Source organism: Pseudomonas sp. KBS0707, from assembly GCF_005937945.2.
Lineage (GTDB): Bacteria > Pseudomonadota > Gammaproteobacteria > Pseudomonadales > Pseudomonadaceae > Aquipseudomonas > Aquipseudomonas amygdali.
In genome coordinates, this window is the sequence record NZ_CP041754.1 from 88,291 (window position 1) to 112,148 (window position 23,858).

The following is a 23,858-nucleotide window of genomic DNA, read 5'->3' on the forward strand; positions in this document are numbered from 1 at the left end:
TTGGCCGTCGCCGAAGGGTTGGCGATGCCTGCCGACGACAAGGCCGGTACAGGCAACAGAAACACCCGGTCGATCCTGACGTGGGCATCAGGCGCGTATTATGCACGCCGCCGACTCGTCAGGCACCCGGACATTGCGCCGGGTGGCCTGTGATCATGTGTTCAGGGAAACAGATCGGCTTCTTTCAGGCGTTTGCCTTGCTGGTCTTTGGCCGACAGATTGGGCTGGCCGTCGAATTGCCAGTCGATGGCCAGGTCCGGGTCGTTCCAGGCGATGCAACGCTCAGCTGACGGCGTGTAGTAGTCGGTGGTCTTGTAGAGAAACTCGGCATGCTCGCTGAGTACTACGAAGCCATGCGCAAAACCTTCCGGCACCCACAGCTGCCTGGCGTTTTCAGCGGACAGCTCGACGCCGACCCACTGACCGAAGTTCGGCGAACTGCGGCGAATGTCTACGGCCACATCCAGCACCTTGCCAACGGTGACGCGCACCAGTTTGCCCTGGGCGTTTTCGATCTGGTAATGCAGGCCGCGCAGCACGCCTTGCTGCGAACGCGAGTGGTTGTCCTGCACGAACTCACGGGTCAGGCCAGTAGCAGCCTGAAAAGCCCTGGCGTTGAAGCTTTCATAGAAGAAGCCTCGTTCATCACCGAATACCTTGGGTTCCAGAATCAGGACTTCCGGCAATTTTGTCGCTACTACGTTCACGTGGCTTCCCCTGCAATCTTCAATAAATGGTGGCAGCTCGGCAGTCTGCACTCACGCGCGTCTGCCGAAAAGTAGGGTGATCAGGCAATCAGGTCCTTTGGGTCGGTGAAACCCAGTCGTTCGCCCTGATAACTGCCGTCCTGAACCCTGCGGCACCAGTCCAGGTTGTCCAGATACCACTGCACCGTCTTGCGCAGCCCGGACTCGAAGGTCTCTTCGGGCGTCCAGCCCAGGTCGTTGTCGATTTTGCTGGCATCGATGGCATAGCGCTGGTCGTGGCCCGGACGGTCAACCACGTAGGTGATCAGGTAGTTGTATTGCGCGATGCCCGCCGGATGCTGCGGTGCCAGCTCATCGAGCAGCGCACAGATACCGCGGACGACGTCGATGTTTTTCTGCTCGTTATGACCGCCGATGTTGTACGTCTCGCCAACTTTGCCTTCGGTCACGACCTTGAGCAGTGCTCGTGCGTGATCCTCGACATACAGCCAGTCGCGCACTTGCAGGCCATTGCCGTACACCGGCAGCGGCTTGCCCGCCAGTGCGTTGAGAATCACCAGCGGGATGAGCTTTTCGGGAAAGTGGAACGGCCCGTAGTTGTTGGAACAGTTGGTTACCACGACAGGCAGGCCGTAGGTGCGATGCCAGGCGCGCACCAGATGATCCGACGCCGCCTTGCTCGCCGAGTAGGGCGAGCTGGGCGCATACGGCGTGGTTTCGGTAAACAGATCATCGACGCCGTGCAGGTCGCCATACACCTCATCGGTAGAGATATGGTGAAAACGGAACGCCTGACGTTCAGCTTCCGGCAGTTTCAGCCAGTAATCGCGCGTGGCTTCCAGCAGGCTGTAGGTGCCGACGATGTTGGTCTGAATGAACTCGGCCGGGCCATCAATGGAACGGTCGACGTGGGACTCGGCCGCCAGGTGCATGATCGCCTGTGGTGCAAACCGTTCCAGCACCGCGCTGACGCTGGCCTGATCGCAGATATCGGCCTGAACGAACTCATAGCGCGTGTTGGTCGCAATTGACTGCAGCGATTCAAGATTGCCCGCGTAGGTCAGTTTGTCGAAGTTCAGCACTTCGTGTTCGGTGTTGTTTATCAGGTGGCGGATCAGTGCAGAACCAATGAAACCTGCGCCCCCGGTAACGAGTATTCGCATTAACTGACCTTCTTGTGTGTTTTGACGTAATAGCAGCATAGCGCTTGAGCGCATATGGCGAGATAAGGCCATTAAACCCGAGCAGGCGGTTGAATAAAACTCTGGCGGGCTTCCAACACTGAAGTACTCGTGCTGATGGGGAGTGCAGAGCAATCCCCCGTCAATGCCCTTATAGTTGCGCGACTGCCCATGACGCCTTGCTCGTCGAGCCCGGGCCTTCCAACAAGATCGAGGTTCTCCATGCCGCTTGCCACGCTCATCCGCCGGTCCAGTCTGCCTTGTCCCGAGGTGAGCGTGGATCAGGCGCTGCAATTGCTCGCGCAGCATTACGGCTTGAGCGGCACGCTGAAAGCGCTGGGCAGCCAACAGGATCGCAACTTTCTGCTTGAAACCGACACGCGGCGTTATGTGCTGAAAATCTGCCACGGGGCCTATTCGAGCACCGAACTGAACGCCCAGCACGCGGCGCTGCAACACCTGAGCAGCCACAGCGCCGTTGGCGTGCCCGGCGTGGTTGGCGCCAATGACGGCGGGTAATTGTTATCCATCAGGATCGACGGGCAGGCGGTGCACGTGCGCTTGCTTGAATTCATTGATGGGCAGTCACTGGGGCACGCCGGGCATCTGGGCCATGAGGTGGTGGTCGGGTTGGGCGAACTGTGTGCCCGTGTAGACCTGGCACTGGCAGGCTTCGATCATCCTGGCCTGGAGCGCATTCTGCAATGGGATCCGCGCCACGCTCATGCGCTGATCAAGCACCTGCTGCCGGTGATCAAGGACGCCGACGCTCGCGCCTGTGTCATCGAGGCTGGTGAACAGGCTCATCGTCGTTTGTTGCCATTGATAGCAGCGCTGCCGATACAGGCGGTGCATCTGGACATCACCGAGCACAACGTGGTCTGGCTGCGTGATGCACAGCGCCAATGGCAATTGCAGGGGTTGATCGACTTCGGCGATCTGGTCAGCACCTGGCGAGTGGCCGACCTGTCGGTGACCTGCGCGGCGCTGCTGCACCATGCCGACGGCGACCCGCTGTACATCCTGCCAGCCATTCGCGCCTACCACGCCCTCAATCCGCTGAAGACTGAAGAATTGCAGGCGCTCTGGCCGCTGATTGTCGCTCGATCCGCAGTGCTGGTGCTCAGCAGCGAACAGCAGGCCAGCATCGAGCCGGACAACGCGTACATCCAGGCCAACCTTGCCGGGGAATGGAACATCTTCGACGTCGCCACTTCGGTGCCGATGGCGCTGATGGAAGCGGCGATTCTGCAGGCCGTGGGTGTGGAGTTTCCGCCTGCCGGACAGCCCGCTTACCAGCCGATGCTGCCCGCTCTACAAGGGCTCAAGCCGACAGTGGTGGATCTGGGTGTGCTCAGTGAGCACTTTGTGGCAGGCAACTGGGAGCAAAGTGGCATTGATGAATACCTGCTCTCCCAGGCTGCGGGTGACGATGGCCTGGCGGCCAGCCGCTTTGGGGAATACCGTCTGTCGCGCACCTTGCCTGACAGTGCTAAGGAGCCCGAAACTTTCGCCCTGCACGTTGAATTGCATGTGCCCGCCGAAACGGCGCTGCATGCACCGTTCAACGGCACTCTGCGGCTGACCGCGGATGCGGCATTGCTGCTGGTCGGCGAGGGCATAAGTTTGAAGCTGTGGGGCGTGCTGCCGGATGCATCACTGGCTGATCAAGTGTCAGTAGGCGCGCTGATCGGGCAGGGCGGTGGTTCGCTGTTGCTGCAACTGTGCACCACGGCAGACCTCAGCCCGCCGCTGTTCACCACACCTGCCTGGGCGGCAGCCTGGCGCACCGTGTGCCCGTCGCCGTCGACCTTGCTCGGTTTTGATTGTGACGCTCCAGCGCTCGCAGACGCCGCGCAATTGCTGGCGCGGCGTGATGCCAGCTTCGCCCGCTCGCAAAAACACTACTATCAGGCTCCGCCGCAGATCGAGCGTGGCTGGCGCAATCACCTGATCGACATGCAGGGCCGTTCCTATCTGGACATGCTCAATAACGTCGCGGTCCTCGGCCACGGCCACCCGCGCATGGCCCATGAAGCGGCTCGTCAGTGGTCGCTGCTCAACACCAACTCGCGCTTTCATTACGCGGCGATTGCCGAGTTCTCCGAGCGCTTGCTCGAGCTTGCACCCGAGGGCATGGACCGCGTGTTTCTGGTCAACAGCGGCACCGAGGCCAACGACCTGGCAATCAGGCTGGCCTGGGCCTACAGCGGCGGACGCGACATGCTGAGTGTGCTGGAGGCATATCACGGCTGGTCGGTGGCGACCGACGCCATTTCCACCTCGATTGCCGACAACCCGCAGGCACTCAGTACCCGCCCGGATTGGGTGCATCCGGTCACCGCACCCAATACCTATCGCGGGCCGTTTCGTGGCACCGACAGTGCGCCGGAGTATGTGCGCAGTATCGATCAGGTACTCGTCACGCTGGCAGAGCAGCAACGGCAGGTGGCGGGCTTCATCTGCGAGCCGGTGTATGGCAATGCGGGCGGGATTTCCTTGCCTGCCGGCTATCTGCAGCAGGTGTATCAGAAGATTCGCGCTGCGGGTGGTGTATGCATTGCCGATGAGGTGTAGGTGGGTTATGGCCGTCTGGGTCATTACTTTTGGGGCTTCGAAGAGCAGGGCGTGGTGCCGGATATCATCAGCATGGCCAAGGGCATGGGCAACGGCCATCCGTTGGGCGCGGTCATCACCCGTCGTGAGATCGCCGAGGCGCTGGAGGCCGAGGGCTATTTCTTCTCCTCATCCGGTGGCAGCCCGGTCAGTTGCCGGATCGGCATGGCAGTGCTGGACGTCATGGAGGAGGAAAGGCTCTGGGACAATGCCCGGCTCGTGGGCGATCACTTCAAGGCGCGCCTGCAGGCTCTGGCCGATAAACATCCGCTGGTAGGCGCGGTGCATGGCATGGGTTTTTATCTGGGCATGGAACTGGTCCGCGACCGCCAGACCCTGGAACCTGCCACAGAAGAAACCGCGCAGCTTTGCAAGCGCCTGCGTGAACTGGGCATCTTCATGCAGCCGACCGGCGACTACCTGAACATCCTGAAAATCAAACCTCCGATGTGCACCACCCGGCAAAGCGTGGATTTTTTCGTCGATAACGTATCGAAGGTGCTCCACGAACTGGAATAGAGGACGCAGAGCGTCCAGAGCGGCATACCCACGCGGAGCATGGGCACGATAGGTGGTGCCTGGGGGCCCATCGTTCCGCACGCTCCAGCGGGGGAATGGCCACGATAGGGGTGCCCGGGCACCCATCGTTCCGCATGCACCAGCGAGGGAATGGGCACGATAGGTGGCGCCTGGGCGCCCATCGTTCCGCACGCTCCAGCGTGGGAATGCCGTTTGTGACGCTCCGCGTCACACCCAGCTTGGGGAATGGGCACTGTGATGGATTTTAAGTCGATTAATATCGGCAAAAATAACAAAATATAGTGAAAGTAACAAAATTTTAGCTTTTAATACCGATTTATATCCGCTATAAAGGCATTCATAATCGTCATCGCCTGTCTGCTATGGTGATAAGTCCTTGCATCCGCCCCTGGAGATATTTTCATGAGCCGTATCGTTTCTGTCGCTGCTACCCAGATGGCCTGTTCCTGGGATCTGGAAGCCAACATCGAGACCGCTGAAAAGCTGGTGCGTGAAGCTGCCGCCAAGGGCGCACAGATCATCCTGATTCAGGAACTGTTTGAAACCCCGTACTTCTGCCAGAAGCCGAACCCGGACTATCTGCAGTTGGCGACTACTATCGAATCCAACGTCGCAATCAAGCATTTCCAGAAGCTCGCCAAAGAGCTGCAAGTTGTACTGCCGATCAGCTTCTTCGAGCTGGCAGGGCGTGCACGTTTCAATACCATTGCGATCATCGACGCAGACGGTACCAACCTGGGCATCTACCGCAAGAGCCACATCCCGGACGGCCCCGGCTACCACGAAAAGTACTACTTCAACCCGGGCGACACCGGCTTTAAGGTCTGGCAGACCCGCTACGCGAAAATCGGCGTTGGCATCTGCTGGGACCAGTGGTTCCCGGAGTGCGCACGCAGCATGGCGTTGCAGGGCGCAGAAATTCTGTTCTACCCGACCGCCATCGGCAGCGAGCCACACGACAAAACCATCAGCTCGCGCGATCACTGGCAGCGCGTGCAGCAAGGCCATGCCGGCGCGAACCTGATGCCGCTGATCGCCAGCAACCGTATCGGCAACGAAGAGCAGGATGGCTACGACATCACCTTCTACGGCTCGTCGTTCATTGCCAACCAGTTCGGTGAGAAAGTCGCCGAGCTCAACGAAACCGAAGAAGGCGTGCTGGTCCATAGCTTCGACCTGGACGAGCTGGAGCACATCCGTAGCGCGTGGGGTACGTTCCGTGATCGCCGCCCTAACCTGTACGGCGCGGTGAAGACCCTCGACGGTTCGCTGGAGTCCTGATCGCCATGACCACGCTCAATAGCACACCACGCGCCGACGGTTTCCACATGCCGGCCGAATGGGCACCGCAAACCCAGGTCTGGATGGTCTGGCCCGAGCGCCCGGACAACTGGCGCCTGGGCGGCAAGCCCGCCCAGGCCGCCCACGTTGCGATCGCCAAGGCCATCGCCCGCTTTGAGCCGGTTACCGTGGCCGTGTCTGCCGCGCAGTACGACAACGCTCGTGCGCGGTTGGACGTGCCGAACATCCGGGTTGTGGAAATGAGCAGCAACGACGCCTGGGTGCGCGATAGCGGCCCGACGTTCGTCATCAACGAGCGCGGCGAAGTGCGCGGTGTGAACTGGGAATTCAATGCCTGGGGTGGCTTCGACGGCGGGTTGTATGCGCCGTGGAACCTGGACTCTCAGCTGGGCAGCAAGGTACTGGAAATCGAGCGCTGCCCGCGTTACGTCACCAAAGGCTTCGTGCTGGAAGGCGGCTCGATTCATGTCGACGGCGAAGGCACGCTGATTACCACCGAAGAGTGCCTGCTCAATCGCAACCGCAACCCGCACCTGACCCGCGAACAGATCGAAGCAATCCTCGGTGATTATCTGGCTGTGGATAAAGTTGTCTGGCTGCCAGATGGTCTGTTCAACGATGAAACCGATGGGCATGTGGATAACTTCTGTTGCTACATTCGTCCGGGTGAGGTGTTACTGGCCTGGACCGATGATCCCGAAGACCCCAACTATTCACGTTGCCATGCGGCGCTGGGTATTTTGGAAAACACACTGGATGCAAAGGGGCGCGCGTTTATCGTTCATAAAATGCCGATTCCCGGACCATTGTTCGCCACAGAAGAAGAATGTGCAGGCGTCGATCAGGTGCACGGCAGTCAGGAACGCAACCCTTCAGTGCGTTTGGCCGGGTCCTATGTGAACTTCCTGATCGTCAATGGCGGCATCATTGCGCCGAGTTTCGACGATCCGATGGACGAAAAGGCCCGTGAGCTCCTGCAAACACTGTTTCCAGAGCACGAAGTGGTGATGGCACCTGGCCGCGAATTACTGCTCGGTGGCGGCAATATTCACTGCCTGACGCAGCAGCAACCGGCCCCTCACAAGGCCTAGTTAGAAATAACTAGTAACATCCGATAAGGGGCAACTGGTCCCGTTCTTGCTGTATCAAGCCCATCACCCGATGGGCTTTTTGTTTTTACCTGTCGAGTAACATCCTGTAACAGATGCGCAGAGCGCTACCTCTGAAGCAGGTTGGTAAACGTTCGTTTTCTTAGCTTGACTGTCATATGGCGTGAGTAGATTTAGCCCCTCATGAAATCAAGAGGTTTTCGTTATGAACGCAGGTACGAACCAGCAGCGTGCTCGTGGTTTTTCTGCTTCTCTCAGTAACGAGGCCCGCCAGCTAGTGGCGGATTGGTTAAGGACGACCAGGCCCGCGAAATCCAGACCGGATGTTCGCGCAATGTTGTTACAGCGTTACCCGGCAGGCCTGTTCAACGAGGCCGAGCTCGAAGCGTTGCTCCGCGTGTTGACCGAGCGTGTTGATTGCTCCGGCAAACTTGGCTGAGCCGCTCTAGGCCGGCCATCTGCGTGTTTGACACCCCCATGCGTCGGGACTAGGATTCGCGTCCCACCGTCTGTGGCTCAATCCTGTACGTGCATCAGCAGTCCACTGCGATGAATTCGTGTCGCCTTCTATACTGCTTGTTCAGAGGCTGGAGGCCCCGATAGCCATTGGCTGTCGCTGCAGCGCGTGTCAATTCGCAGAAAAGGAAGACAAAATGCTTAACAAACGTATGGGCATGCTCGCTTTGGGCATCATCAGCGCCAGTCAGGCCATGGCCGAAGGGCAGGCAGACTCAAAGGGTTTCGTCGAAGACAGCAGGCTGATCGTCAATCTGCGTAACGCCTACATCAATCGCGACTACAAGAACGACCGTGAAGACAAGTCCGAATGGGGCCAGGCCTTCATGGGCAACTTCGCGTCCGGTTTCACTCAGGGCACTGTGGGCGTCGGCGTTGATGCCTTTGCCCTGTACGGCATCCGTCTGGATGGCGGCAAGGGTCGCAGCGGCAATGGCGGCATCGACTTTTTCAAGCAAGGTGACAGCGGCGCTGCTGCCGATGACCTGTCCCGTGCAGGTGCGGCGGTAAAGGCCCGTATCTCCAATACTGTTATCAAGTACGGCGACCAGATGCCTCAGTTGCCGGTGCTCAGTTATGACAATTCCCGTCTGCTGCCGGAAAGCTACACCGGCACCATGATCACCTCTAAAGAGATCGACGGGCTTGAAGTGGTTGCCGGGCGTTTCACCCAGGAGGCGCGTAAAAGTGCTGAGGGTCGCGACAGCGGTGATCTGAAAAGCATCAACGTCTACGGTGCCAGCTACAAGTTCACAGATGCATTCAGTGCAGCTTTCTACGCCTCCGACAACGAAGACGTGCTCAAGAAGCAGTACGTCAACCTGAACTACGTCTTTGCTCTGCCGCAAGATCAGTCGCTGACCTTCGACTTCAACGGCTACAAGACCAAGCTGGACAAAGACTTCACCACCAGCGATGCGCGTGACAACAAAATCTGGAGCCTGGCCGCGACCTGGGCTGTGGGCATCCACTCCTTCACCCTCGCACACCAGCGCAGCACCGGCGACATGGGCTACGCCTACGGTGGCTATCGCAATGATGGCGGCTTTGGTGATGGCGGCAACACCATCTACCTCGCCAACTCCTACTGGTCCGACTTCAACGGCAAGGACGAGCGCTCCTGGCAGGCTGCCTACGGCGTCGACCTGTCCGGCCTGGTCCTGCCCGGTCTGAGCTACAAAGCGGCTTATGTACGCGGCGACAATATCGACGACGGCACGCCTGGAAGCGGCGATGGCACCGAACGCGAGATCTTCAGTCAGCTGACCTACGTGGTTCAGAGCGGCCCGGCCAAGGACCTCTCGATCCGCCTGCGCAACTCGTTCCTGCGTGTCTCGGATGATGCGTTGGCATACAACAGCGAAGGCAACGAGACGCGTATCTTCGTCGACTACCCGATCAACGTTTTTTGATGTGAGGGAGGCGGCCTGGCAAAAAAGGCCGCCTCAATCCGCAATCAACTGCACAAACACCGCGAAGCCGCCGAGGAATATCCAGAAAAAGCTGAACAGCCAAGGGCTCCGCTTGGAGAACAGCAACGACTTTTTCGGCCCTGTTTCGCTGGATTCCCAGTCGCTGAACAGCGGTGAGTCGTCATAGGTCAGCCCGATGACGGGCTCGCTGAGCAGCAACTGAGACTGTTTGTGATGCCAGTGCTGGATGATGTCGCAAGCCGCCCGAATACCCGGCCAGGCGAACAGCGTGCTGAGCAGCCCCAGCAAGGCCAGCATCGGCGGCACCACAAGCGTGAACATCGCGCCCCATTCAGTGTTCATGTTCGCCATGGACGACGCGTAAGCAATCACCAGAAACGACTGTGCTGATAAATAGGCGTTGGTGCGGTTGGACAGATTGGTGGTTTCGTAATGAATTTCGCGTCGATAGAAATCCAGCCGTTCCTTGGGCGAGCCAAACAATTTGACTTGCTGCTCATCCACCACGCTTTGGGGTGTCTGATCCGTAATGATTCTGGGCACTGGCGTTACCGATTTGTAAAAGATGCTGGATAGACTCCCTTGTGCATCGAGCAGTTCGACTTAAATCCCCGGCATACGGGACCGTTCATCCTGTGAGCACTGTTCGACGGAGAGGGACATAGTCATGACTAACATCCCCACGCTGTACACAGACCGCCTACTGCTGACGCCCCTCAAGCTAGAGGATGCGCCAGCTATCCAGCAGCGTTTCCCGCTATGGGAAATCGTGCAGTACCTGAACAACCGCGTCCCCTGGCCTTACCCTGAGGACGGTGCGCTGCACTACATTCAGGACGTTGCGCTGCCAGCCATCGCAAGCGGCACCGAGTGGCACTGGATGATCCGCCTGCACAGCGCGCCCCAGGAGATCATCGGCAGCATTACCCTCATGACCCACCGCGGCAACAACCGCGGCTTCTGGCTACACCCGGACTGGCAAGGTAACGGCTACATGAAAGAGGCCTGCCGTGTGGTCAATCGACAGTGGTTCGAAGTAATGGGTATGCCCGTGATGCAGGTACCCAAAGCCGTCCCGAATGAAGCCTCGCGGCGTATTTCGATCAACGAAGGCATGCGCATAGTGAGCACGCACGAGGGTGAGTTCGTCAGCGGGCGGTTCGAAGTGGAAGTCTGGGAGATGACGCGGGAGGAGTGGTCGGCGCGGGGGCTGTAAACAGCCACTTCGAACATCTGACGTAGAGGCCGACCGGGCACTAATCTGTTGCCAAAACCACGAGCCCAGTGATATTCCCGATAAACAGAGGGCGACCCGAATGCCGTTGACCCGCAAGACCGAGCCCGACATTACCTTGGTAATGGTCCAACCCGAAGACTTCGAAACCTTGGTGGCCATACGTATCGAAGCCATGCGCGAAAGCCTCGAGCGCGTTGGCCGGTTCGACCCGGTGCGCGCCCGAGAGCGTTTTCGTGAAGGGTTTTCTGCGCCATGCACACACTACATCCAGGTAGACGGCAGTAAGGTCGGCTTTATGGTCGTCAAACCGACCAGCGATGGCCTGTTGCTGGATCACCTATACATCAAGCCCGCCTTTCAAGGGCAGGGCATTGGTTCTGCAGTGCTTCGGCAGGTGTTCGCGCAAGCAGACGCAACCGCCTCGACAGTACGGGTAGGCGCCCTGAAAGAAAGCGACTCAAACCGCTTCTACATTCGCCACGGTTTTCAGCTCGTTGAGAGCGGCGAGTTCGACAACTACTATGTCCGCCCGCAACGTCTGCCGATGTGCTGACGGGTTGGGATATTAATCCGCAGTTGTCACGTTTTTGGCTGTACGCGCAGCTCGAGCTGACCAGCGAGAGCGTAGGGACTAAATGATCTTTACAGCTGCTTGCAAAAATGGCCACTTTGCCTCACTGTAAATACAAATGTCATTACACTGGAGGATGCCCACATGGCGTCTATCAACGTTCGTATCGACGACGATCTCAAAGCGCGTGCTTACCTCGAGCTGGAAAAGCTTGGCGTCACCCCCTCGGAGTTGCTGCGCCAAACCCTGCAGTACGTAGCTGAGCGTGGTCAGCTACCCTTCAAGACGGTTCTGATGACAGAGGAAGACGAAGCGCTGTTGGCAACTGTGCGCGAGCGCCTTGCAGCTCCGCAGCGGGTCAAGGTTTCACTGGATGACCTATAACCTCGAATTCGATGCGCGGGCTCTAAAGGAATGGCACAAATTAGGAGATACCGTGCGTCAGCAGCTCAAGAAAAAGCTGGCTACGATTCTGGTTGCTCCGCGTGTTGAAGCCAATCGTCTGCATGCATTGCCTGACTGCTACAAAATCAAACTGCGCAGTAGCGGCTATCGGCTGGTTTATCAGGTTATTGACCAAGAGGTTGTGGTCTTCGTGGTTGCGGTAGACAAGCGTGAACGGGAAGAGGTTTATCGCAAGGCGACGGACCGGCTGGGTAGGTAAATCAGGGCCGCGTTATTGCGTCCTGACTGAGCATGCCGCCTGTCGCTGGATAGTCCCTACATCGAGACTGTCAGAAATTTTGTGTTCGGGCATAACATGTAGCTAGAGGTGCATGTATGCCGACCAAAAAGAAGTCCGCCAATGCAACAGCGAGGGAGTTGCCCTCGATTCCCCAAGAGCTGATCGAGCAGTTTGTTAAAGGCCCGATGAGCGCCGAAGCCATTCAAGACGCGTCCATGGCGTTCAAGAAGGCTCTGATCGAGCGTGCGCTAGGCGCCGAGCTGGGTCACCACCTTGGTTATCCTCAGGGCGCGGAGCGCCCTGAGGAGTCGACCAATCAGCGCAATGGCAAAAGCAGCAAGACGGTTCTGACCGACGACGGGCCGCTTCGCCTGGATATCCCCAGAGACCGCGATGGTAGCTTCGCCCCGATCCTGATTCCCAAGCACGAACGACGTTTTACAGGCTTCGACGACAAGATAATTGCCATGTATGTTGGCGCGGATTGAAAACTGACCCACCCTGCCGATTGAAAATTGACCCAGGATGGATTGCTGATTTTTGCCCCAGCAATTGTGAATAAGCTTAGCAGCAGTGTGCCGATTCAAGACGCATCAAGCCCCACCGCATGCAGCAGGGCATTTATGGTGCGGATCAAAATGGCTCATCGTCCTCGATATCATTTCCGTCCTTTCGCTTTCGTTCGCGTGTTTTGATCTTTGTCTGGGCAGCCAATGTGCTGTGTTGTAGGCGGTAGGACTCGTTGCCCGTTTCGACGATGTGGCAGTGGTGTGTCAGCCGATCCAGCAACGCGGTGGTCATCTTGGCGTCGCCAAACACACTCGACCATTCCGAGAAGCTCAGGTTGGTGGTGATGACCACGCTGGTGTGTTCGTACAGTTTGGACAGCAGGTGAAATAACAGGGCGCCACCGCTTTGGCTGAAGGGCAAATATCCGAGTTCATTCAGTATCACCAGGTCTGTGCGCAGCAGTGCCTGGGCGATTCGCCCTGCCTTGCCATCGTACTTCTCACGCTCCAGCAGATTCACCAGATCCACCGTGGAAAAGAAGCGCACGCGTTTGTTGTAGGCCGTGATTCCGGATACAGCCAAGGCACTGGCCAGGTGTGTTTTCCCGGTGCCAGGGCCGCCGATGAACACGACATTCTGCGCGGTTTCAGTGAACGCCAAGCTGGATAGATCGCTGACCAGCCGGGCATCAGCGCTGGAAGCGCTGAAGTCAAAGCCAGCTAAGTCACGGTGCATGGGGAGTTTTGCCATGTTCATCTGATGATTCACCGAGCGCACCGCGCGATCCGCATGTTCCTGCTGAAGCAGATGTTCCAGCAGCCATTTCGATGAAGCCGTCGACGCTGTTCCTTGAGAGACCAGTTCTTCCCAAGCACTGGCCATGCCGTGCAGGCGCAGTTCTTTGAGTTCAGTCATTAGGTCACGCATTGCGATTCTCCTCATCGGTCGTACGGAGCCGGTCGTAGCGTGCTGTATTGGCAACCGGCGCCACTTTGAGTTGCAGGCTGGTTTCTACACAGGGAGGTGGTGCGGTGGAGGTCAGGCGGGCAACGACATTGAGGATGTGATCGGCGCTCAGACTTCCCGATTCAAGTACCAGCTCCACCGCCACCAGCACTGGTTCGAGACCGGCGATGGGCACAGCAGCCAGTACCTGCATCATGATTCGATCACCGTTGGTGTGACGCCTCAGTCCGCGTTTAAGAAGCTGTAACGGTTTTGGCAGATCAGCAAATGGAGCGCCATTGCGCAGTGCACCAGGCTTGCGTTCGATGAGTGGGATGTAGTGCTGCCAGTCAAAACCGACCTGATCTCGATCAAAGAGGCGCTCGTGACTGGCGATCACCGTTTCGTCGGCAATGACCACGATTCGCGAAGGGTACAAACGGCTGCTGACCCATTGACCCACACGCTCGCAAGGCACCGAATAACGATTGCGCGCCACGCTGATCAGGCAGGTGCTAGAGACACGGACGGTGCGTTCCACGTAGCCATCAAAGGCCGTCGGCAGGGTCTCGCGCTACTGCTCATGAGCGTCTGTAGCTGCGGTTGGAGCTCGACGTGGAGCGCGTAAGACAGGCCCGATCGGTGGACTTGTTACGTGGCTTATTACGTCTGGGGGAAAAAACAAGGGCCTGCATCGCTGCAAGCCCTTCTTTTATATGGTGCCGGCACCAGGAGTCGAACCCGGGACCTACTGATTACAAGGAAGGTGCTTTTAACTTACAGATCAATGACTTGCAGCTTTTTTTATTACGTGCCCATGACGTGGAGGCGATGACCTACGTGAGGTCGTGGCGCGTTATTACGTGGCACGAAGAGCGCTGATGACTAGGGCTACCAGTCGAGGGGTGGTTGCGTCCTAAGGCGTCTAAATGGCGTATACGGGATTAGGGGGCGTATCAGCTAGGCACGGGGGCAGCTCTCATCGTGCAATCAGACCAAGCACACTCTAGGCTGGTAAAAGAAGAAGAAACATAGCTAATATTTGCCTTCGAAATTTTGAAAAGCAAGGAGCTGCGATTATGTCTTTTGATGCTTTTATGAAAGTTGATGGTGTTGAGGGCGAGTCTCTTGACGATGGTCACAGAGGTTGGATCGAGCTGCTTTCTTATCACTACGACGCTATGCAGTCGATCAGTCAGACTGCCAGCTCCAGTGGTGGGGCGACCGCTGGAGGCGTATCCCTTGGGGATTTTCAGATCAGCAAATATGTAGACAGAGCCACACCGAAGCTATTTGAGCTTTGCTGCAAGGGCTCCCACATCAAAAATGTGACCATCCGAATCCATCGAGCGGGAACTGAAAAATTCAAGTACCTGGATATAGTGCTTGAAGAGGTGCTGATTGCGTTGGTGAGTGGGCAAGGTGCAGAACAATCTGGCTTTCCTGTCGAAGTTGTGACTTTAAATTACGGTCGAATAAAGTTTGAGTACTCACAACAGCGACGTGCTGATGGTGGGAGTGCGGGTATCGTTTCCGGTGGCTGGGACAGGACCGCTAACAAGCCATTTGCGTAAGGAAACGTATTTATGTCTGATGATGGAAGCTTTCGCGTCATCCTCAATTTTGCCCAAATGGCGGCGATACTCGCTCATGAGTCCCTTACGCCTGCTGAAATTATGTCTAACCGTATATTTGGCAGTCTTCGACTCGTCGGCGGCATCATTGAACTTGCCGGTTCGGGCGTCTTGTGTGCATTACCTGAGCCTACGATGATTTCAAAAGTCGGCTGTGTGGCAATGGGAGTTCATGCTTCTGACCAGCTGTCAGCCGCATCAACGCAGATTGTAACAGGAAAACAAACCGATTCTTTTGCATTCAAAGCCGGGATGACTGCGGCAGAGGCATTGGGGGCTTCTCGAGAAACTGGTCAGGTTATTGGGCTAGCTACTGAGTTTGTGGTTCCCCTGACTACTGCTTCCATGTACAACGCATTTCGAGTTTCCTCGATACGCGCTGGCAGAATGACGATTGAAGTTAGTGAAAAGCCCAAAAACTTGCCCAGAAAAGATCCAGGTGGTCATACACGGCGGGAACATTTTCAAAAAGATATTTCCGGATTACAGCAACGCTTTAAGAAGGTAAGGTCGGCGACTGTAATGTCTACATTTGAAAAGATGGATATTGCAGAATGGGCAGTAAGCCAAACATTAAAAGCAAATCGTCTCAGAATTCTAATGTATTCCAAAACTCAATTTATTCGTAAGAGCAATCGACTAGTCTTGGACTTTGATGCTAAGCAGGAGGTGGGTTGGGGCATATACCGTTCAGCGCCAGATATCCCAGTAGCCATGACAAAGGTGAGGGTGATTATAGAGTTTGTAGAATTTAATCACATGCCCAGGTACATCCTTACTGCCTTCCCGATTCCTTGAGGTTTTTGTAATGCGCGGATATATGGAATTGATAAGCTTTATGAAAGAATTGAGTGATGGAATACTCGATCATCTACCTGAAGAGCAAAGGGTAGGGCAGCTTACCGTTGAAGAGGTAATCGAGAAATGGATGTCAAGTAAGTCTTACTGCTCCAGCCTCTCGCTGAGAAAAGATATAGAGACATATATAAGTCTTCAAAAATCTGGCGATTTTTCAGTTGACGAGATACTGTCGTGGTATGACCTTTGTTTCATTCCTGAAAGGTTTGGAGTTGATGAGCATGTTTTTTTTAGTGATGTGCTAAAATCAATAAATTTTCATATGGAAGAGAAGAGGAAGTTTTTTTTTATTAAATACTTTGGCTGGTTAGGGTTTAAGTGATTATATCTAAATTCCTACAGATAAGATCTGGATGAGGTCGATGCTGCGCGCTTGATTAAGCTTGACAGCAGTGTGGCGATTTGCCAGGCTGAATTATTATGGAGTGTTGGATGTGGTAAGTTCTAGGGATAATAAATAATGCGCATCATTAAAGTTATCTTGTCAGTATTCGTTGTTATCTTGTTGAGCATATTTTTAGCTCGTTTCATGATTGATAGCGGGCTGGCTCAAGCCGGGCTTGATACCCCCGTGGGTAATTCTATATACATCTTGATGAAAAATCTTTTTGGCGTAGCTGGAGGCGAGAGTGGAGAAGGAATTGTAATTGATATGGTAATAACTGCATCTTTCATTTTTGTTGTCCTGGCGTGTTGGTTGCTTTCAAAACTAAAGGCAGAAATCTCTCGGACGAAAACTTAGCTGACGTCCATAAGTGCTGTGGCGGACAATTGATTAGTTTTCCTGAGTTTGTTCTTTAATAAGCCGCTAACTAGCGGCTTTTTTATACCCAGCACATAGGTTGTCCCACGAGGGCTCTCATGTCCGAGAGGGGTTCACCAGAGGAACGCTTAGATCGTAGACATCCATCATCGCCCCGTCCCGGTGACCGCTAGCTTCCTGTTTGTCCGCCCTATTGCCCACCGTGTCGGTGATACCCCGCCGCTTGAGGTCATGCAGGCCAAAGCGTTGTTCGGCTATGATGGTGCCGTCCTCAATGGCCGAGGTGATGAATCGTTGCCAGGCCGTATCCAGATTGGATTTACGTAAAGCACCACCGTGGCTGGCCACGATGATGTAGCGTCGATCAGGACGGATCGGAACGACCGTTGATTTGCTTGCCCACACCTTGGCCCGGTAGGCCTTCGCTCCCTCCCAGGCGGCGCGCAGACGTGGCGTCCAGCGGACAATGTTGTCCCGGCTGCCCTTGCGCCGGTTGGTCATAATCCCTTCAGCCAGTTCATGGGCATCTGTTAGCGTGATGGTCTCAATGCCCCGCAATCGGCACAGGTAACCGATCTCCATCACGTAGCTCAGGTATTCCGGACAGCCGCCTTTTTCGTTCCTGGCCAGGCGGCCAAATGCCAAGGCGCGGTCGACCAACGTTTCCATGACCTGGTGCTCCGGTAAACGTCGGCGTTTGCGCTCAACAGGCGCTTCAATGCCCTGTGCGGGATTGTTGTCCAGGTAGCCCCGGTTGCGGCCCCACCGCAGTACCCGGCGCAGGTAGCGTAGGACGTGCGCTGCTTTGGACGGCGTGCCCTCGTCAGCCAGGCGATCAACAATCCGCTGGATCAATGCCGCCGTGAGTTTCTTCACCAGCAGATCCCCCAGCGGTTTGCCCAGCCGTGTCGGGATACCCAGCAGGACGTCCCGCGAATAGCAATAATCGTCGTGAGTCTTAAAGCTGAGTTTCTTGTAACGATCGCTCAGGTGAAACTGCGCGCAGACGTAACGCAAGGTGCCTTGGTCGACGCCCGAGGTGTGCTCCATGATTTGGTGCAGCTCGGCGAGTGTCACGTCAGCCGGTGCGACATTGCGCCGGCGTTGTGTGCCGGTCTCGTCGTAATGCAGCGTGTACCAGACGCCGGCGTTGCGATGATCAAAATAGATGGCCGCTGGAAGAGCGGCCTGGTCGATGTGTGGGGGGATGTGCGGATTGTGCTTCCGCTTACGCGCTTTCCTCATAGGATATTGGTGTCATAACTCTCTGAGGTTACAGACTCGATGCCCGCAGCGTGGTGAATAAGATCCAGCGTCGTCCACGGACCAGTGCGCCCCCGGAACATGCGTATCCCCTGAGTGATCAGCGAGCGTTCGACGTCGGAGCGGCGTTGGTAGCCGGTGATGCGCTGCAGGTCCTCAAAAGTGAGAACATTGCTTGTTTGGGAGTTCATGATTGCTCTCTATATCAAGCAGCAATCAGGGCAGTGTAACGTCCCGCCCTGATGCTCAAAGCCAGAACCTGACGGCTCAATTACTGGGGGAGGGGATGGCGAGAATGCTGGCCAGAACGCGCATGTCGTTGGCGCTCACCTACCTGGGTGGCGCGTCATGAGCATGAAACTGCACAAGGTGCTGTCGATCGGCGGCACGGTCATGCCGCTGGTCAACGACGATGTCCGCCTTGACCTCAAGAGTCCGGGCCGCGCCACGTTCACGATCAAGGCGGGCGTTACCGTCAAAGGTTTGGTCACGTTCGATATCGGCTACAACGAAGCCGTTCTGCAGCGTCATTTCATTGGCTACGTCGAACGCTGCACCGCCACCAATGGCATCGAGCAGGTGGTGCTTTGCAGCGAGTTAGCCGCGGTGCTGGCCAACCCGTTGCCCATGAACCTACGCCACGTGGATCTGCGCGCTGTGCTGGCCGATATCGGCGGCAAGACCGGGCTGCGCTTTCAGGTACCGGATCAGGCTTATACACGCACCGAGACGCCGTTTTTCTACAACCTGGCCGCTGGTTACCAGGCACTGGACAGCATGGCGCGGGTGTTTGGCATCAAGGACTTTATCTGGCAGCAACAGGGCGACGGCGAGATCTACGTCGGTGCCTGGGCTGACAGTTTCTTCGGCGCTCGGTCGCCGTTGCAGTTGCCGGTGAACCTTTTCGACGGTTACCAGGGCAGCCAGAGCGCAATGATCGCGGCCTTACCGGGCCTGCGACCAGGCGTATCAATCAACCAGGGCGAGCGGATCACGAACGTGACGCTGGCCGGCACGCAGATGGCTATCAAATGGACGACGCAATCAAGCGCAGCGTAGAGCGGCAATTCCCTGAACTCACTGGCGGCTATCACTTGCCGCGCTTTGCCAAAGTAGTGGCCGTGGCGGATGCGCCGGCCAGCGCTGGGCTTTGTGACGACTTCCGCCCGCGCTTCTCGGTCGACCTGCAGGTGATGGGGCCAGACGGCGAGATCGACACGACGTTGCCGGTGCTGTCCGGCGTGCCGCTGCCCATGCCAGTGGGTGGCGATGAGATGGGTTTCTTTGCCTTTCCGGAAGAAGGCACTCAGGTCGTGGTATGTTTTGCCTATGGCCTGCCACACAAGCCCTACATCCAGACCATCCTGCCGCACGGCCTCACACTGCCAAAGGTCCCCAAGGGCGACCAGGTTTGGCAGCACAGTGACGCCGTGCAGCAGCGCGTCGACGCGGACGGTAACTGGTTGCGCAAGACTGACGGCAAGATCCAGGACCAGGCGATCGAGCGCGAAGTCGACGCCATGACGAACACAGAGAGCTTCCAGAGCCACACCAGGACGGTGGACGACCATTCGACTGAGTCAGTGGGTGGTGTGAAGAAGATCGAGGCTCTGGGCGCGCTCAAGCTGCTGTCAGGCGGATCCGCGAGCTTGGCGGCAGTGGACGACCTGCACCAGGCAACAGGTCGTGACCTGAACCTGGTGGTCGGCCAGGAGCATAACGCCACGGTGGGTGGCGACATGCATGAACGGATTCACGGCTTGCGTGAGAGCGTCGCCAGTAAGAGCCAACGGCTGCAAGCGCCTAAAAGCTGGATTGGGTCCGGAACAGTCAACATCTTTCAGGTGGTTTGTGACCTGCTCGACCTCGTTCAGGATATGAATACCCAGCTTGCGGCACACACTCATGGTCCATCACCCGTGCCTGGTAACACCACAGCCTTCACCGCAGATGGAGTCAAAGCGGCAACTCTGGCTGGACAACTTAGAGCCGTTACCATGTAAAAGCGTGGGAGAACTGCAGTATTGAGGAGCATGGTTACGTACTATTCATAGATTTACTTGCCTTAATTCAAGAGGTGGCAGATGCTGCTCGTGCCTAAATTACTTTGTAAGGAGTCGCGTGATGAGCATGGAAACTTTCAAGGCTAGCGTTCAGTATGGTGATTATAAAGGGACGGCTGCTGCAGACGCCCACGATAGCTCGACGATTAATGACTACATGATAAAGCAAGGATTAATGGGGAAGGGTGATCAAATTGTTGGGGTTAAGCTATGGTCAGGTGAAGTTCATGGCCACATACAAAACAAACCTGTCGACGTGACTGTTTATCTCATAAATAGTCCCGGCTTTGATGAGGTTAGGAATGCTATTGATGGGACGACCCCAGTTCTTGTTAGGGAGGTTAGATTTGAAATAGGTCTTGAAGAGTTTTTTGGTCTATTTAAACGATTCGAAATCGCGATAACACGTTTTGATCAACTGATTGGTCGGGAACTAAGCGTAGAGAATTGAAAGGCTATAAGTGGAGCCGATTTTGTGGGGGCGATACCCGGTATATTCGGATGGGGTCGCCCCTCTCAAATTTTTGCCAAAAGCCTTGTGCTAGAGGCAAAAGCTAGCAGGCACAGAGTCAAGTAACCCCTGCTAGGGAAGGTCTGAAGTAGCCGGATGTTTTCCGGCTACCGAGTCCTCAGCACTTTTCAAAAAACGATGCATGTCGAAATTTGCTCAATTATCTTCGCTTTTTAGCTCTTTCGGCCGCTGCAAAGCCTTTTGCGGTAACCATTTCCTGCATTACACGCGCACCTCTCCTGCGCTCGCCAACAAATGTCGGCCGGCCATCCACAGGTTTGACAGGGCGAACAACGTCACCATCTGCGCGGTGTTCTTGGCCAAGCCCCGAAAGCGCACTTTTTCATAGCCAAACTGGCGTTTGATGACCCCAAACGGATGCTCGACCTTGGCGCGAACCTGGGCCTTGGCCTTCTCGATTTTGCGGATCGCCTTGTACAAAATACTGCGTTTTCCGTGCTTTTTGTAAGTGCTGTGGCGGGCGGCAATCTGCCAAATGACCTTGCGCCCAGCGTGTTCTTCGCGCTTCTCGACCCCGGTGTAACCTGCGTCGGCGCAGACTACGTTTTCCTCGCCGTGCAGCAGTTTGGCAACCTGCGTGACGTCTGCCACATTGGCCGCTGTTACTACCACGCTGTGCACCAGGCCTGACTCGTCGTCGGCGCCGATGTGAGCCTTGGCGCCGAAATAGTACTGGTTACCTTTCTTGGTTTGATGCATCTCAGGATCGCGTTTGCCATCCTTGTTCTTGGTCGAACTGGGCGCGTGGATCAGCGTGGCATCGACGATGGTGCCTTGACGCAACGACAAGCCACGGTCGCCCAGATAACCATTAATTACGCCGAGAATCCCGGTCGCCAACTCGTGCTTTTCCAGCAGATGACGGAAGTTGAGAATCGTGGTTTCGTCTGGAATGCGCTCCAGGCTCAGGCCTGAAAACTGACGCAGGATGGTCGTCTCATACAGCGCTTCTTCCATCGCCGGATCGCTGTAGCCGAACCAGTTCTGCATCAGATGAACACGCAGCATCGCCATCAGTGGGTAGGCGGGCCGGCCACCTTCTCCTTTTGGATAATAGGGCTCAATCAGGGCAATCAAACCTTTCCAGGGCACCACCTGATCCATCTCGATCAGGAACAATTCCTTACGGGTCTGCTTGCGCTTGCCGGCATACTCGGCGTCGGCGAAGGTCATCTGTTTCATCATCGAAAAGCTCGGCGACTGGTGTCCGGAGATTTTGCCAAATTAGGAAGTCTTTTTCAGAGTTTCCTTAGAAGGTGTAGACAAAATAAATTAAACTTTCACTCCCTTGTCTGAATAGCCCTCAAGCCATGCCTAAAACCGGACGTCCTCGCTCGATTGCCGCCGAGCACTATCCCGTGCTGGTGAAACTCGCTCATGCACAGCCCTATTCCAGCCAGGCCGAATTGGCGCTCGTATTCTTCGCCGAAACCGGTATCACTGCGCATCCCGACACCTTTGCAAAAGCGTTGAAAATGGCAGGGATTACGCGTGTAAAGCAGCGGGCCAAGGGAAGTTTTCAGTCACCTGAACCTAATAAAGCCTATGGCTACAATGAAACCCACCGCCGCCAACTGCCGGAGCAGCTATATCCGAGTTGCTTGACAGATACCGAGTGGGCACTGGTCGCCGACCTGTTTGAAAGCCAGGGCGGACGAGGAGTGCCACCGCTTCACTCTCGGCGCACGTTGCTGGAAGCCTGTTGCTATGTCGTACGCACGGGGTGCTCATGGCGAATGCTACCCCGCGATTTTCCTCATTGGGACAATGTCTACAAAACGTTCCGCCGGTGGAGCGCTCAAGGCAAGTTCGAGCAAATGCATGATCGCTTGCGAGCTCAATGGCGTGAGCGGGAAGAACGCGCTGACAGCCCGTCAGCAGCGATCCTGGATTCACAGTCGACCCGCAGTTCTCCTCAAGGCGGTGACAGCGGCTACGACGCAGGCAAAAAAGTGAAGGGGCGTAAACGAAGTCTGATTGTCGATACATTGGGCCTGCTGCTGGCTGTCAGTATCAGTGCTGCAAGCGTGCAGGATCGTGACGCGGCGGATGATGCGGTGGCGTACTCGAAGGAAAAATATCCGTCACTGAGCACGCTTTTTGTTGATAGTGCGTACGCAGGAAAATGGGCACAGCGCACCCATCAACTGCACGCTATCGATGTTCAAGTGATCCGTGGCCCGAATAACAGAAGAACAGGGCAATGGCACTCTGAACAAGGCGATCTATTTTCCGTGGAGCCTGTTCAGACTGGATTTGTGGTCATGCCCAAGCGATGGGTAGTGGAGCGAACTCATGCCTGGAATGAGAGAGCTCGGCGACTGATCATGCATCATGATCGCCTTTTTGCGGTAAGCGAGGCATGGGTTTGGTTGGCCGAGGCTCGAATACTCGCGCGCCGACTCACTACATGATTTTGTCTACACCCTCTTAGTGAATACCCTCTGTGGATCGCTAATTGGAATGTTAGTGAATCTAGGATTCCCGCTACATGGAAGGCAGCAGGTAAAAGCTGGTCAATTTGGCAGCACAGTAATAAAGGTCGCATCGACGGCATTGAGGTTGATGTAGATCTTAACTGGGTCCGTATTTGATCCAGTGATTTTGTAATTGGGCTAAGCGCTAATGACATTAACTGCATCGCAGCTGGTAGCCTATTGAAAGCACGTTTATCGTCCAACAAACTATAGGGTGTTGGACGATAACGCCGAAGACAAGCCTGCTACAGTTAATGTGAGCCCGAGTGATCCTTCAGTCGTAGATAATCTGAGCCAAAAAGCGTGCTGATTGCGACCCGTTACAGGTAGTCATTACGCACGCATCGACCCCCTGATATCCCCACCAGTGTGAGCATTCTCAGGTTGTAGATGGACATATGAATCTCTAAGGACGCAGGGGCAGAATGCGGGTGGAGCCGTTGATACTGAACAGTGCGCGGGAGTCATCCAGGCTGTTGAGCTGCCAGTTGCTGCGACCATATCGCCGGGGCGTATGAGGTTCAGTGGGCTCAGTTGAGTGCTGCCAGGCGGGGCGACTGACAAGAAACGCTCACCACCGCGATATTCCAAACCCACGACCGAAAAGGGCGGAGGTGCCACCGTTTTGACTGAAGGGCAAATATCTGAGTTCATCCAGTATCACCAAGTCTGTGCGAAGCAGTGCCTAACCACGGTGCAGTTGCCGTACTACGAGATCGGTCGTAATGCTGCCCGGCACTTGATAGAAAGCCTCGAAGTCTCGGGAGCCCAGCCGAGTCCAGCCAGTGGATTGTCCGCTGGTGGTCAGGGAATCGTTATGAGCGACTTGCAAGGGATAGATCACGCATCAACGCTGAGCACTTACTGCTTGTATAGCGGTCGTTGAGATTCAACCAGACGAACGACGAACCACAAC

At 56.0% G+C, this 23,858-nt stretch carries 24 protein-coding genes and 6 pseudogenes; 21 read left to right on the forward strand and 9 right to left on the reverse strand.

Annotation, left to right across the window (positions count from 1 at the left end):
• Entirely contained in the window at positions 1–153 is a 153-nt protein-coding gene (locus tag FFH21_RS29810) for a hypothetical protein (protein WP_011167357.1), read from the forward strand.
• Between the two features lie 8 nt (positions 154–161).
• Here FFH21_RS29810 and rfbC read toward each other — a convergent pair whose 3' ends face one another.
• Together rfbC and rfbB are read right to left on the reverse strand one after the other, a co-directional pair.
• A complete protein-coding gene (gene rfbC / locus FFH21_RS00395) occupies positions 162–707 on the reverse strand; it encodes a dTDP-4-dehydrorhamnose 3,5-epimerase (protein ID WP_004654097.1) in 546 nt (181 codons plus the stop codon).
• An 80-nt stretch (positions 708–787) separates the two neighbouring features.
• The gene (gene rfbB, locus FFH21_RS00400) at positions 788–1,870 is read right to left on the reverse strand and encodes a dTDP-glucose 4,6-dehydratase (protein ID WP_011167358.1); all 1,083 of its coding nucleotides are present in this window, start codon (positions 1,868–1,870) and stop codon (positions 788–790) included.
• Positions 1,871–2,110: 240 nt separating this feature from the next.
• Here rfbB and FFH21_RS00405 point away from each other — a divergent pair.
• The 5 genes and pseudogenes from FFH21_RS00405 (at position 2,111) to FFH21_RS00430 (ending at position 9,383) form a co-directional block, all read left to right on the forward strand.
• A pseudogene (locus FFH21_RS00405) lies at positions 2,111–5,023 on the forward strand (aminotransferase).
• A 423-nt stretch (positions 5,024–5,446) separates the two neighbouring features.
• Complete coding sequence (gene aguB, locus FFH21_RS00415; RefSeq protein WP_004654103.1) at positions 5,447–6,325, forward strand: N-carbamoylputrescine amidase; 879 nt, start codon at positions 5,447–5,449, stop codon at positions 6,323–6,325.
• Positions 6,326–6,330: 5 nt separating this feature from the next.
• Positions 6,331–7,437, forward strand: coding sequence for an agmatine deiminase (gene aguA, locus FFH21_RS00420; RefSeq protein WP_011167359.1), 1,107 nt, complete (start codon positions 6,331–6,333; stop codon positions 7,435–7,437).
• A gap of 223 nt (positions 7,438–7,660) precedes the next feature.
• Positions 7,661–7,894 carry a hypothetical protein gene (locus tag FFH21_RS30370; protein ID WP_011167360.1) on the forward strand — a complete coding sequence of 78 codons (234 nt, stop codon included), beginning with the start codon at positions 7,661–7,663 and terminating at the stop codon, positions 7,892–7,894.
• 214 nt (positions 7,895–8,108) lie between these two features.
• Positions 8,109–9,383, forward strand: coding sequence for an OprD family porin (locus FFH21_RS00430; protein WP_004667253.1), 1,275 nt, complete (start codon positions 8,109–8,111; stop codon positions 9,381–9,383).
• 33 nt (positions 9,384–9,416) lie between these two features.
• Here the strand turns inward: FFH21_RS00430 and FFH21_RS00435 are convergent, their stop codons facing one another.
• Positions 9,417–9,911 carry a hypothetical protein gene (locus tag FFH21_RS00435; protein WP_004667254.1) on the reverse strand — a complete coding sequence of 165 codons (495 nt, stop codon included), beginning with the start codon at positions 9,909–9,911 and terminating at the stop codon, positions 9,417–9,419.
• Positions 9,912–10,071: 160 nt separating this feature from the next.
• Between FFH21_RS00435 and FFH21_RS00440 the strand changes: the two genes are divergently transcribed.
• The 5 genes and pseudogenes from FFH21_RS00440 to FFH21_RS00460 form a co-directional block, all read left to right on the forward strand.
• Complete coding sequence (locus FFH21_RS00440; protein WP_004667255.1) at positions 10,072–10,620, forward strand: GNAT family N-acetyltransferase; 549 nt, start codon at positions 10,072–10,074, stop codon at positions 10,618–10,620.
• A gap of 100 nt (positions 10,621–10,720) precedes the next feature.
• A complete protein-coding gene (locus FFH21_RS00445) occupies positions 10,721–11,194 on the forward strand; it encodes a GNAT family N-acetyltransferase (RefSeq protein WP_011167361.1) in 474 nt (157 codons plus the stop codon).
• 162 nt (positions 11,195–11,356) lie between these two features.
• The gene (locus tag FFH21_RS00450) at positions 11,357–11,596 is read left to right on the forward strand and encodes a type II toxin-antitoxin system RelB/DinJ family antitoxin (protein WP_002551444.1); all 240 of its coding nucleotides are present in this window, start codon (positions 11,357–11,359) and stop codon (positions 11,594–11,596) included.
• The gene (locus FFH21_RS00455; RefSeq protein WP_002551445.1) at positions 11,586–11,876 is read left to right on the forward strand and encodes a type II toxin-antitoxin system RelE/ParE family toxin; all 291 of its coding nucleotides are present in this window, start codon (positions 11,586–11,588) and stop codon (positions 11,874–11,876) included. Before FFH21_RS00450 ends, FFH21_RS00455 begins: the two co-directional genes overlap by 11 nt.
• A gap of 116 nt (positions 11,877–11,992) precedes the next feature.
• Positions 11,993–12,370: pseudogene (locus tag FFH21_RS00460) on the forward strand (transposase); the annotation flags it as partial.
• A 160-nt stretch (positions 12,371–12,530) separates the two neighbouring features.
• Here FFH21_RS00460 and istB read toward each other — a convergent pair.
• Both istB and FFH21_RS00470 read right to left on the reverse strand, forming a co-directional pair.
• A complete protein-coding gene (istB, locus tag FFH21_RS00465; protein ID WP_011167363.1) occupies positions 12,531–13,334 on the reverse strand; it encodes an IS21-like element ISPsy20 family helper ATPase IstB in 804 nt (267 codons plus the stop codon).
• A pseudogene (locus FFH21_RS00470) lies at positions 13,327–13,917 on the reverse strand (IS21 family transposase); the annotation flags it as partial. The pseudogene FFH21_RS00470 and the gene istB, both read right to left, overlap by 8 nt.
• Before the next feature lie 514 nt (positions 13,918–14,431).
• Between FFH21_RS00470 and FFH21_RS00475 the strand changes: the two are divergent.
• From FFH21_RS00475 to FFH21_RS00490, 4 genes are all read left to right on the forward strand, one after another.
• Complete coding sequence (locus FFH21_RS00475; RefSeq protein ID WP_011167365.1) at positions 14,432–14,926, forward strand: type VI secretion system tube protein Hcp; 495 nt, start codon at positions 14,432–14,434, stop codon at positions 14,924–14,926.
• 12 nt (positions 14,927–14,938) lie between these two features.
• Positions 14,939–15,784 carry an RNase A-like domain-containing protein gene (locus FFH21_RS00480; protein WP_011167366.1) on the forward strand — a complete coding sequence of 282 codons (846 nt, stop codon included), beginning with the start codon at positions 14,939–14,941 and terminating at the stop codon, positions 15,782–15,784.
• Between the two features lie 40 nt (positions 15,785–15,824).
• On the forward strand, positions 15,825–16,166 hold the full coding sequence (locus FFH21_RS00485; RefSeq protein WP_230383627.1) for a hypothetical protein: 342 nt from the start codon (positions 15,825–15,827) through the stop codon (positions 16,164–16,166).
• Positions 16,167–16,304: 138 nt separating this feature from the next.
• Complete coding sequence (locus FFH21_RS00490) at positions 16,305–16,586, forward strand: hypothetical protein (protein WP_041924381.1); 282 nt, start codon at positions 16,305–16,307, stop codon at positions 16,584–16,586.
• 117 nt (positions 16,587–16,703) lie between these two features.
• On the opposite strand, the gene xerC is transcribed toward FFH21_RS00490, so the two are convergent.
• Complete coding sequence (xerC, locus tag FFH21_RS00495) at positions 16,704–17,852, reverse strand: tyrosine recombinase XerC (RefSeq protein ID WP_011167368.1); 1,149 nt, start codon at positions 17,850–17,852, stop codon at positions 16,704–16,706.
• Positions 17,849–18,061, reverse strand: a complete 213-nt coding sequence (locus FFH21_RS00500; RefSeq protein WP_005737208.1) for a hypothetical protein — start codon at positions 18,059–18,061, stop codon at positions 17,849–17,851. Before FFH21_RS00500 ends, xerC begins: the two co-directional genes overlap by 4 nt.
• A 157-nt stretch (positions 18,062–18,218) precedes the next feature.
• Here FFH21_RS00500 and FFH21_RS00505 point away from each other — a divergent pair, with 157 nt between their 5' ends.
• The 3 genes from FFH21_RS00505 to FFH21_RS00515 all read left to right on the forward strand — a co-directional run bounded on the left by FFH21_RS00505 (position 18,219) and on the right by FFH21_RS00515 (position 20,384).
• Positions 18,219–18,929 carry a hypothetical protein gene (locus tag FFH21_RS00505; protein ID WP_041924382.1) on the forward strand — a complete coding sequence of 237 codons (711 nt, stop codon included), beginning with the start codon at positions 18,219–18,221 and terminating at the stop codon, positions 18,927–18,929.
• Positions 18,902–19,873 carry a phage baseplate assembly protein V gene (locus tag FFH21_RS00510; protein ID WP_041924383.1) on the forward strand — a complete coding sequence of 324 codons (972 nt, stop codon included), beginning with the start codon at positions 18,902–18,904 and terminating at the stop codon, positions 19,871–19,873. Before FFH21_RS00505 ends, FFH21_RS00510 begins: the two co-directional genes overlap by 28 nt.
• A gap of 121 nt (positions 19,874–19,994) precedes the next feature.
• Positions 19,995–20,384, forward strand: a complete 390-nt coding sequence (locus FFH21_RS00515; protein ID WP_041924384.1) for a hypothetical protein — start codon at positions 19,995–19,997, stop codon at positions 20,382–20,384.
• Positions 20,385–20,666: 282 nt separating this feature from the next.
• Here the strand turns inward: FFH21_RS00515 and FFH21_RS00520 are convergent, their stop codons facing one another.
• On the reverse strand, positions 20,667–21,647 hold the full coding sequence (locus FFH21_RS00520) for an IS5-like element ISPsy2 family transposase (RefSeq protein WP_145119537.1): 981 nt from the start codon (positions 21,645–21,647) through the stop codon (positions 20,667–20,669).
• 128 nt (positions 21,648–21,775) lie between these two features.
• Between FFH21_RS00520 and FFH21_RS00525 the strand changes: the two genes are divergently transcribed.
• Both FFH21_RS00525 and FFH21_RS00530 read left to right on the forward strand, forming a co-directional pair.
• A complete protein-coding gene (locus FFH21_RS00525; RefSeq protein ID WP_004663854.1) occupies positions 21,776–22,879 on the forward strand; it encodes an IS5-like element ISPsy19 family transposase in 1,104 nt (367 codons plus the stop codon).
• 9 nt (positions 22,880–22,888) lie between these two features.
• Positions 22,889–23,059: pseudogene (locus FFH21_RS00530) on the forward strand (GH25 family lysozyme); the annotation flags it as partial.
• 289 nt (positions 23,060–23,348) lie between these two features.
• Here the strand turns inward: FFH21_RS00530 and FFH21_RS00535 are convergent.
• Positions 23,349–23,560, reverse strand: a pseudogene (locus tag FFH21_RS00535) (hypothetical protein); the annotation flags it as partial.
• A gap of 67 nt (positions 23,561–23,627) precedes the next feature.
• Here FFH21_RS00535 and FFH21_RS00545 point away from each other — a divergent pair.
• Positions 23,628–23,763 (forward strand): annotated as a pseudogene (locus tag FFH21_RS00545) (transcriptional regulator); the annotation flags it as partial.
• Positions 23,764–23,858: the final 95 nt, after the last annotated feature.

Coding starts and splice junctions, on each gene's coding strand:
- FFH21_RS00515 (WP_041924384.1), top strand. CDS start 19,995: ATGAGCATGGAAACTTTCAAGGCTAGCGTTCAGTATGGTGATTATAAA.
- FFH21_RS00430 (WP_004667253.1), top strand. CDS start 8,109: ATGCTTAACAAACGTATGGGCATGCTCGCTTTGGGCATCATCAGCGCC.
- FFH21_RS00490 (WP_041924381.1), top strand. CDS start 16,305: ATGCGCATCATTAAAGTTATCTTGTCAGTATTCGTTGTTATCTTGTTG.
- FFH21_RS00450 (WP_002551444.1), top strand. CDS start 11,357: ATGGCGTCTATCAACGTTCGTATCGACGACGATCTCAAAGCGCGTGCT.
- FFH21_RS00500 (WP_005737208.1), bottom strand. CDS start 18,061: ATGAACTCCCAAACAAGCAATGTTCTCACTTTTGAGGACCTGCAGCGC.
- FFH21_RS00510 (WP_041924383.1), top strand. CDS start 18,902: ATGGACGACGCAATCAAGCGCAGCGTAGAGCGGCAATTCCCTGAACTC.
- FFH21_RS00475 (WP_011167365.1), top strand. CDS start 14,432: ATGTCTTTTGATGCTTTTATGAAAGTTGATGGTGTTGAGGGCGAGTCT.
- FFH21_RS00525 (WP_004663854.1), top strand. CDS start 21,776: ATGCCTAAAACCGGACGTCCTCGCTCGATTGCCGCCGAGCACTATCCC.
- FFH21_RS00485 (WP_230383627.1), top strand. CDS start 15,825: ATGAAAGAATTGAGTGATGGAATACTCGATCATCTACCTGAAGAGCAA.
- rfbB (WP_011167358.1), bottom strand. CDS start 1,870: ATGCGAATACTCGTTACCGGGGGCGCAGGTTTCATTGGTTCTGCACTG.
- FFH21_RS00520 (WP_145119537.1), bottom strand. CDS start 21,647: ATGAAACAGATGACCTTCGCCGACGCCGAGTATGCCGGCAAGCGCAAG.
- FFH21_RS00455 (WP_002551445.1), top strand. CDS start 11,586: ATGACCTATAACCTCGAATTCGATGCGCGGGCTCTAAAGGAATGGCAC.
- FFH21_RS00480 (WP_011167366.1), top strand. CDS start 14,939: ATGTCTGATGATGGAAGCTTTCGCGTCATCCTCAATTTTGCCCAAATG.
- xerC (WP_011167368.1), bottom strand. CDS start 17,852: ATGAGGAAAGCGCGTAAGCGGAAGCACAATCCGCACATCCCCCCACAC.
- FFH21_RS00505 (WP_041924382.1), top strand. CDS start 18,219: ATGAGCATGAAACTGCACAAGGTGCTGTCGATCGGCGGCACGGTCATG.
- aguA (WP_011167359.1), top strand. CDS start 6,331: ATGACCACGCTCAATAGCACACCACGCGCCGACGGTTTCCACATGCCG.
- istB (WP_011167363.1), bottom strand. CDS start 13,334: ATGCGTGACCTAATGACTGAACTCAAAGAACTGCGCCTGCACGGCATG.
- FFH21_RS00440 (WP_004667255.1), top strand. CDS start 10,072: ATGACTAACATCCCCACGCTGTACACAGACCGCCTACTGCTGACGCCC.
- aguB (WP_004654103.1), top strand. CDS start 5,447: ATGAGCCGTATCGTTTCTGTCGCTGCTACCCAGATGGCCTGTTCCTGG.
- FFH21_RS30370 (WP_011167360.1), top strand. CDS start 7,661: ATGAACGCAGGTACGAACCAGCAGCGTGCTCGTGGTTTTTCTGCTTCT.
- FFH21_RS00445 (WP_011167361.1), top strand. CDS start 10,721: ATGCCGTTGACCCGCAAGACCGAGCCCGACATTACCTTGGTAATGGTC.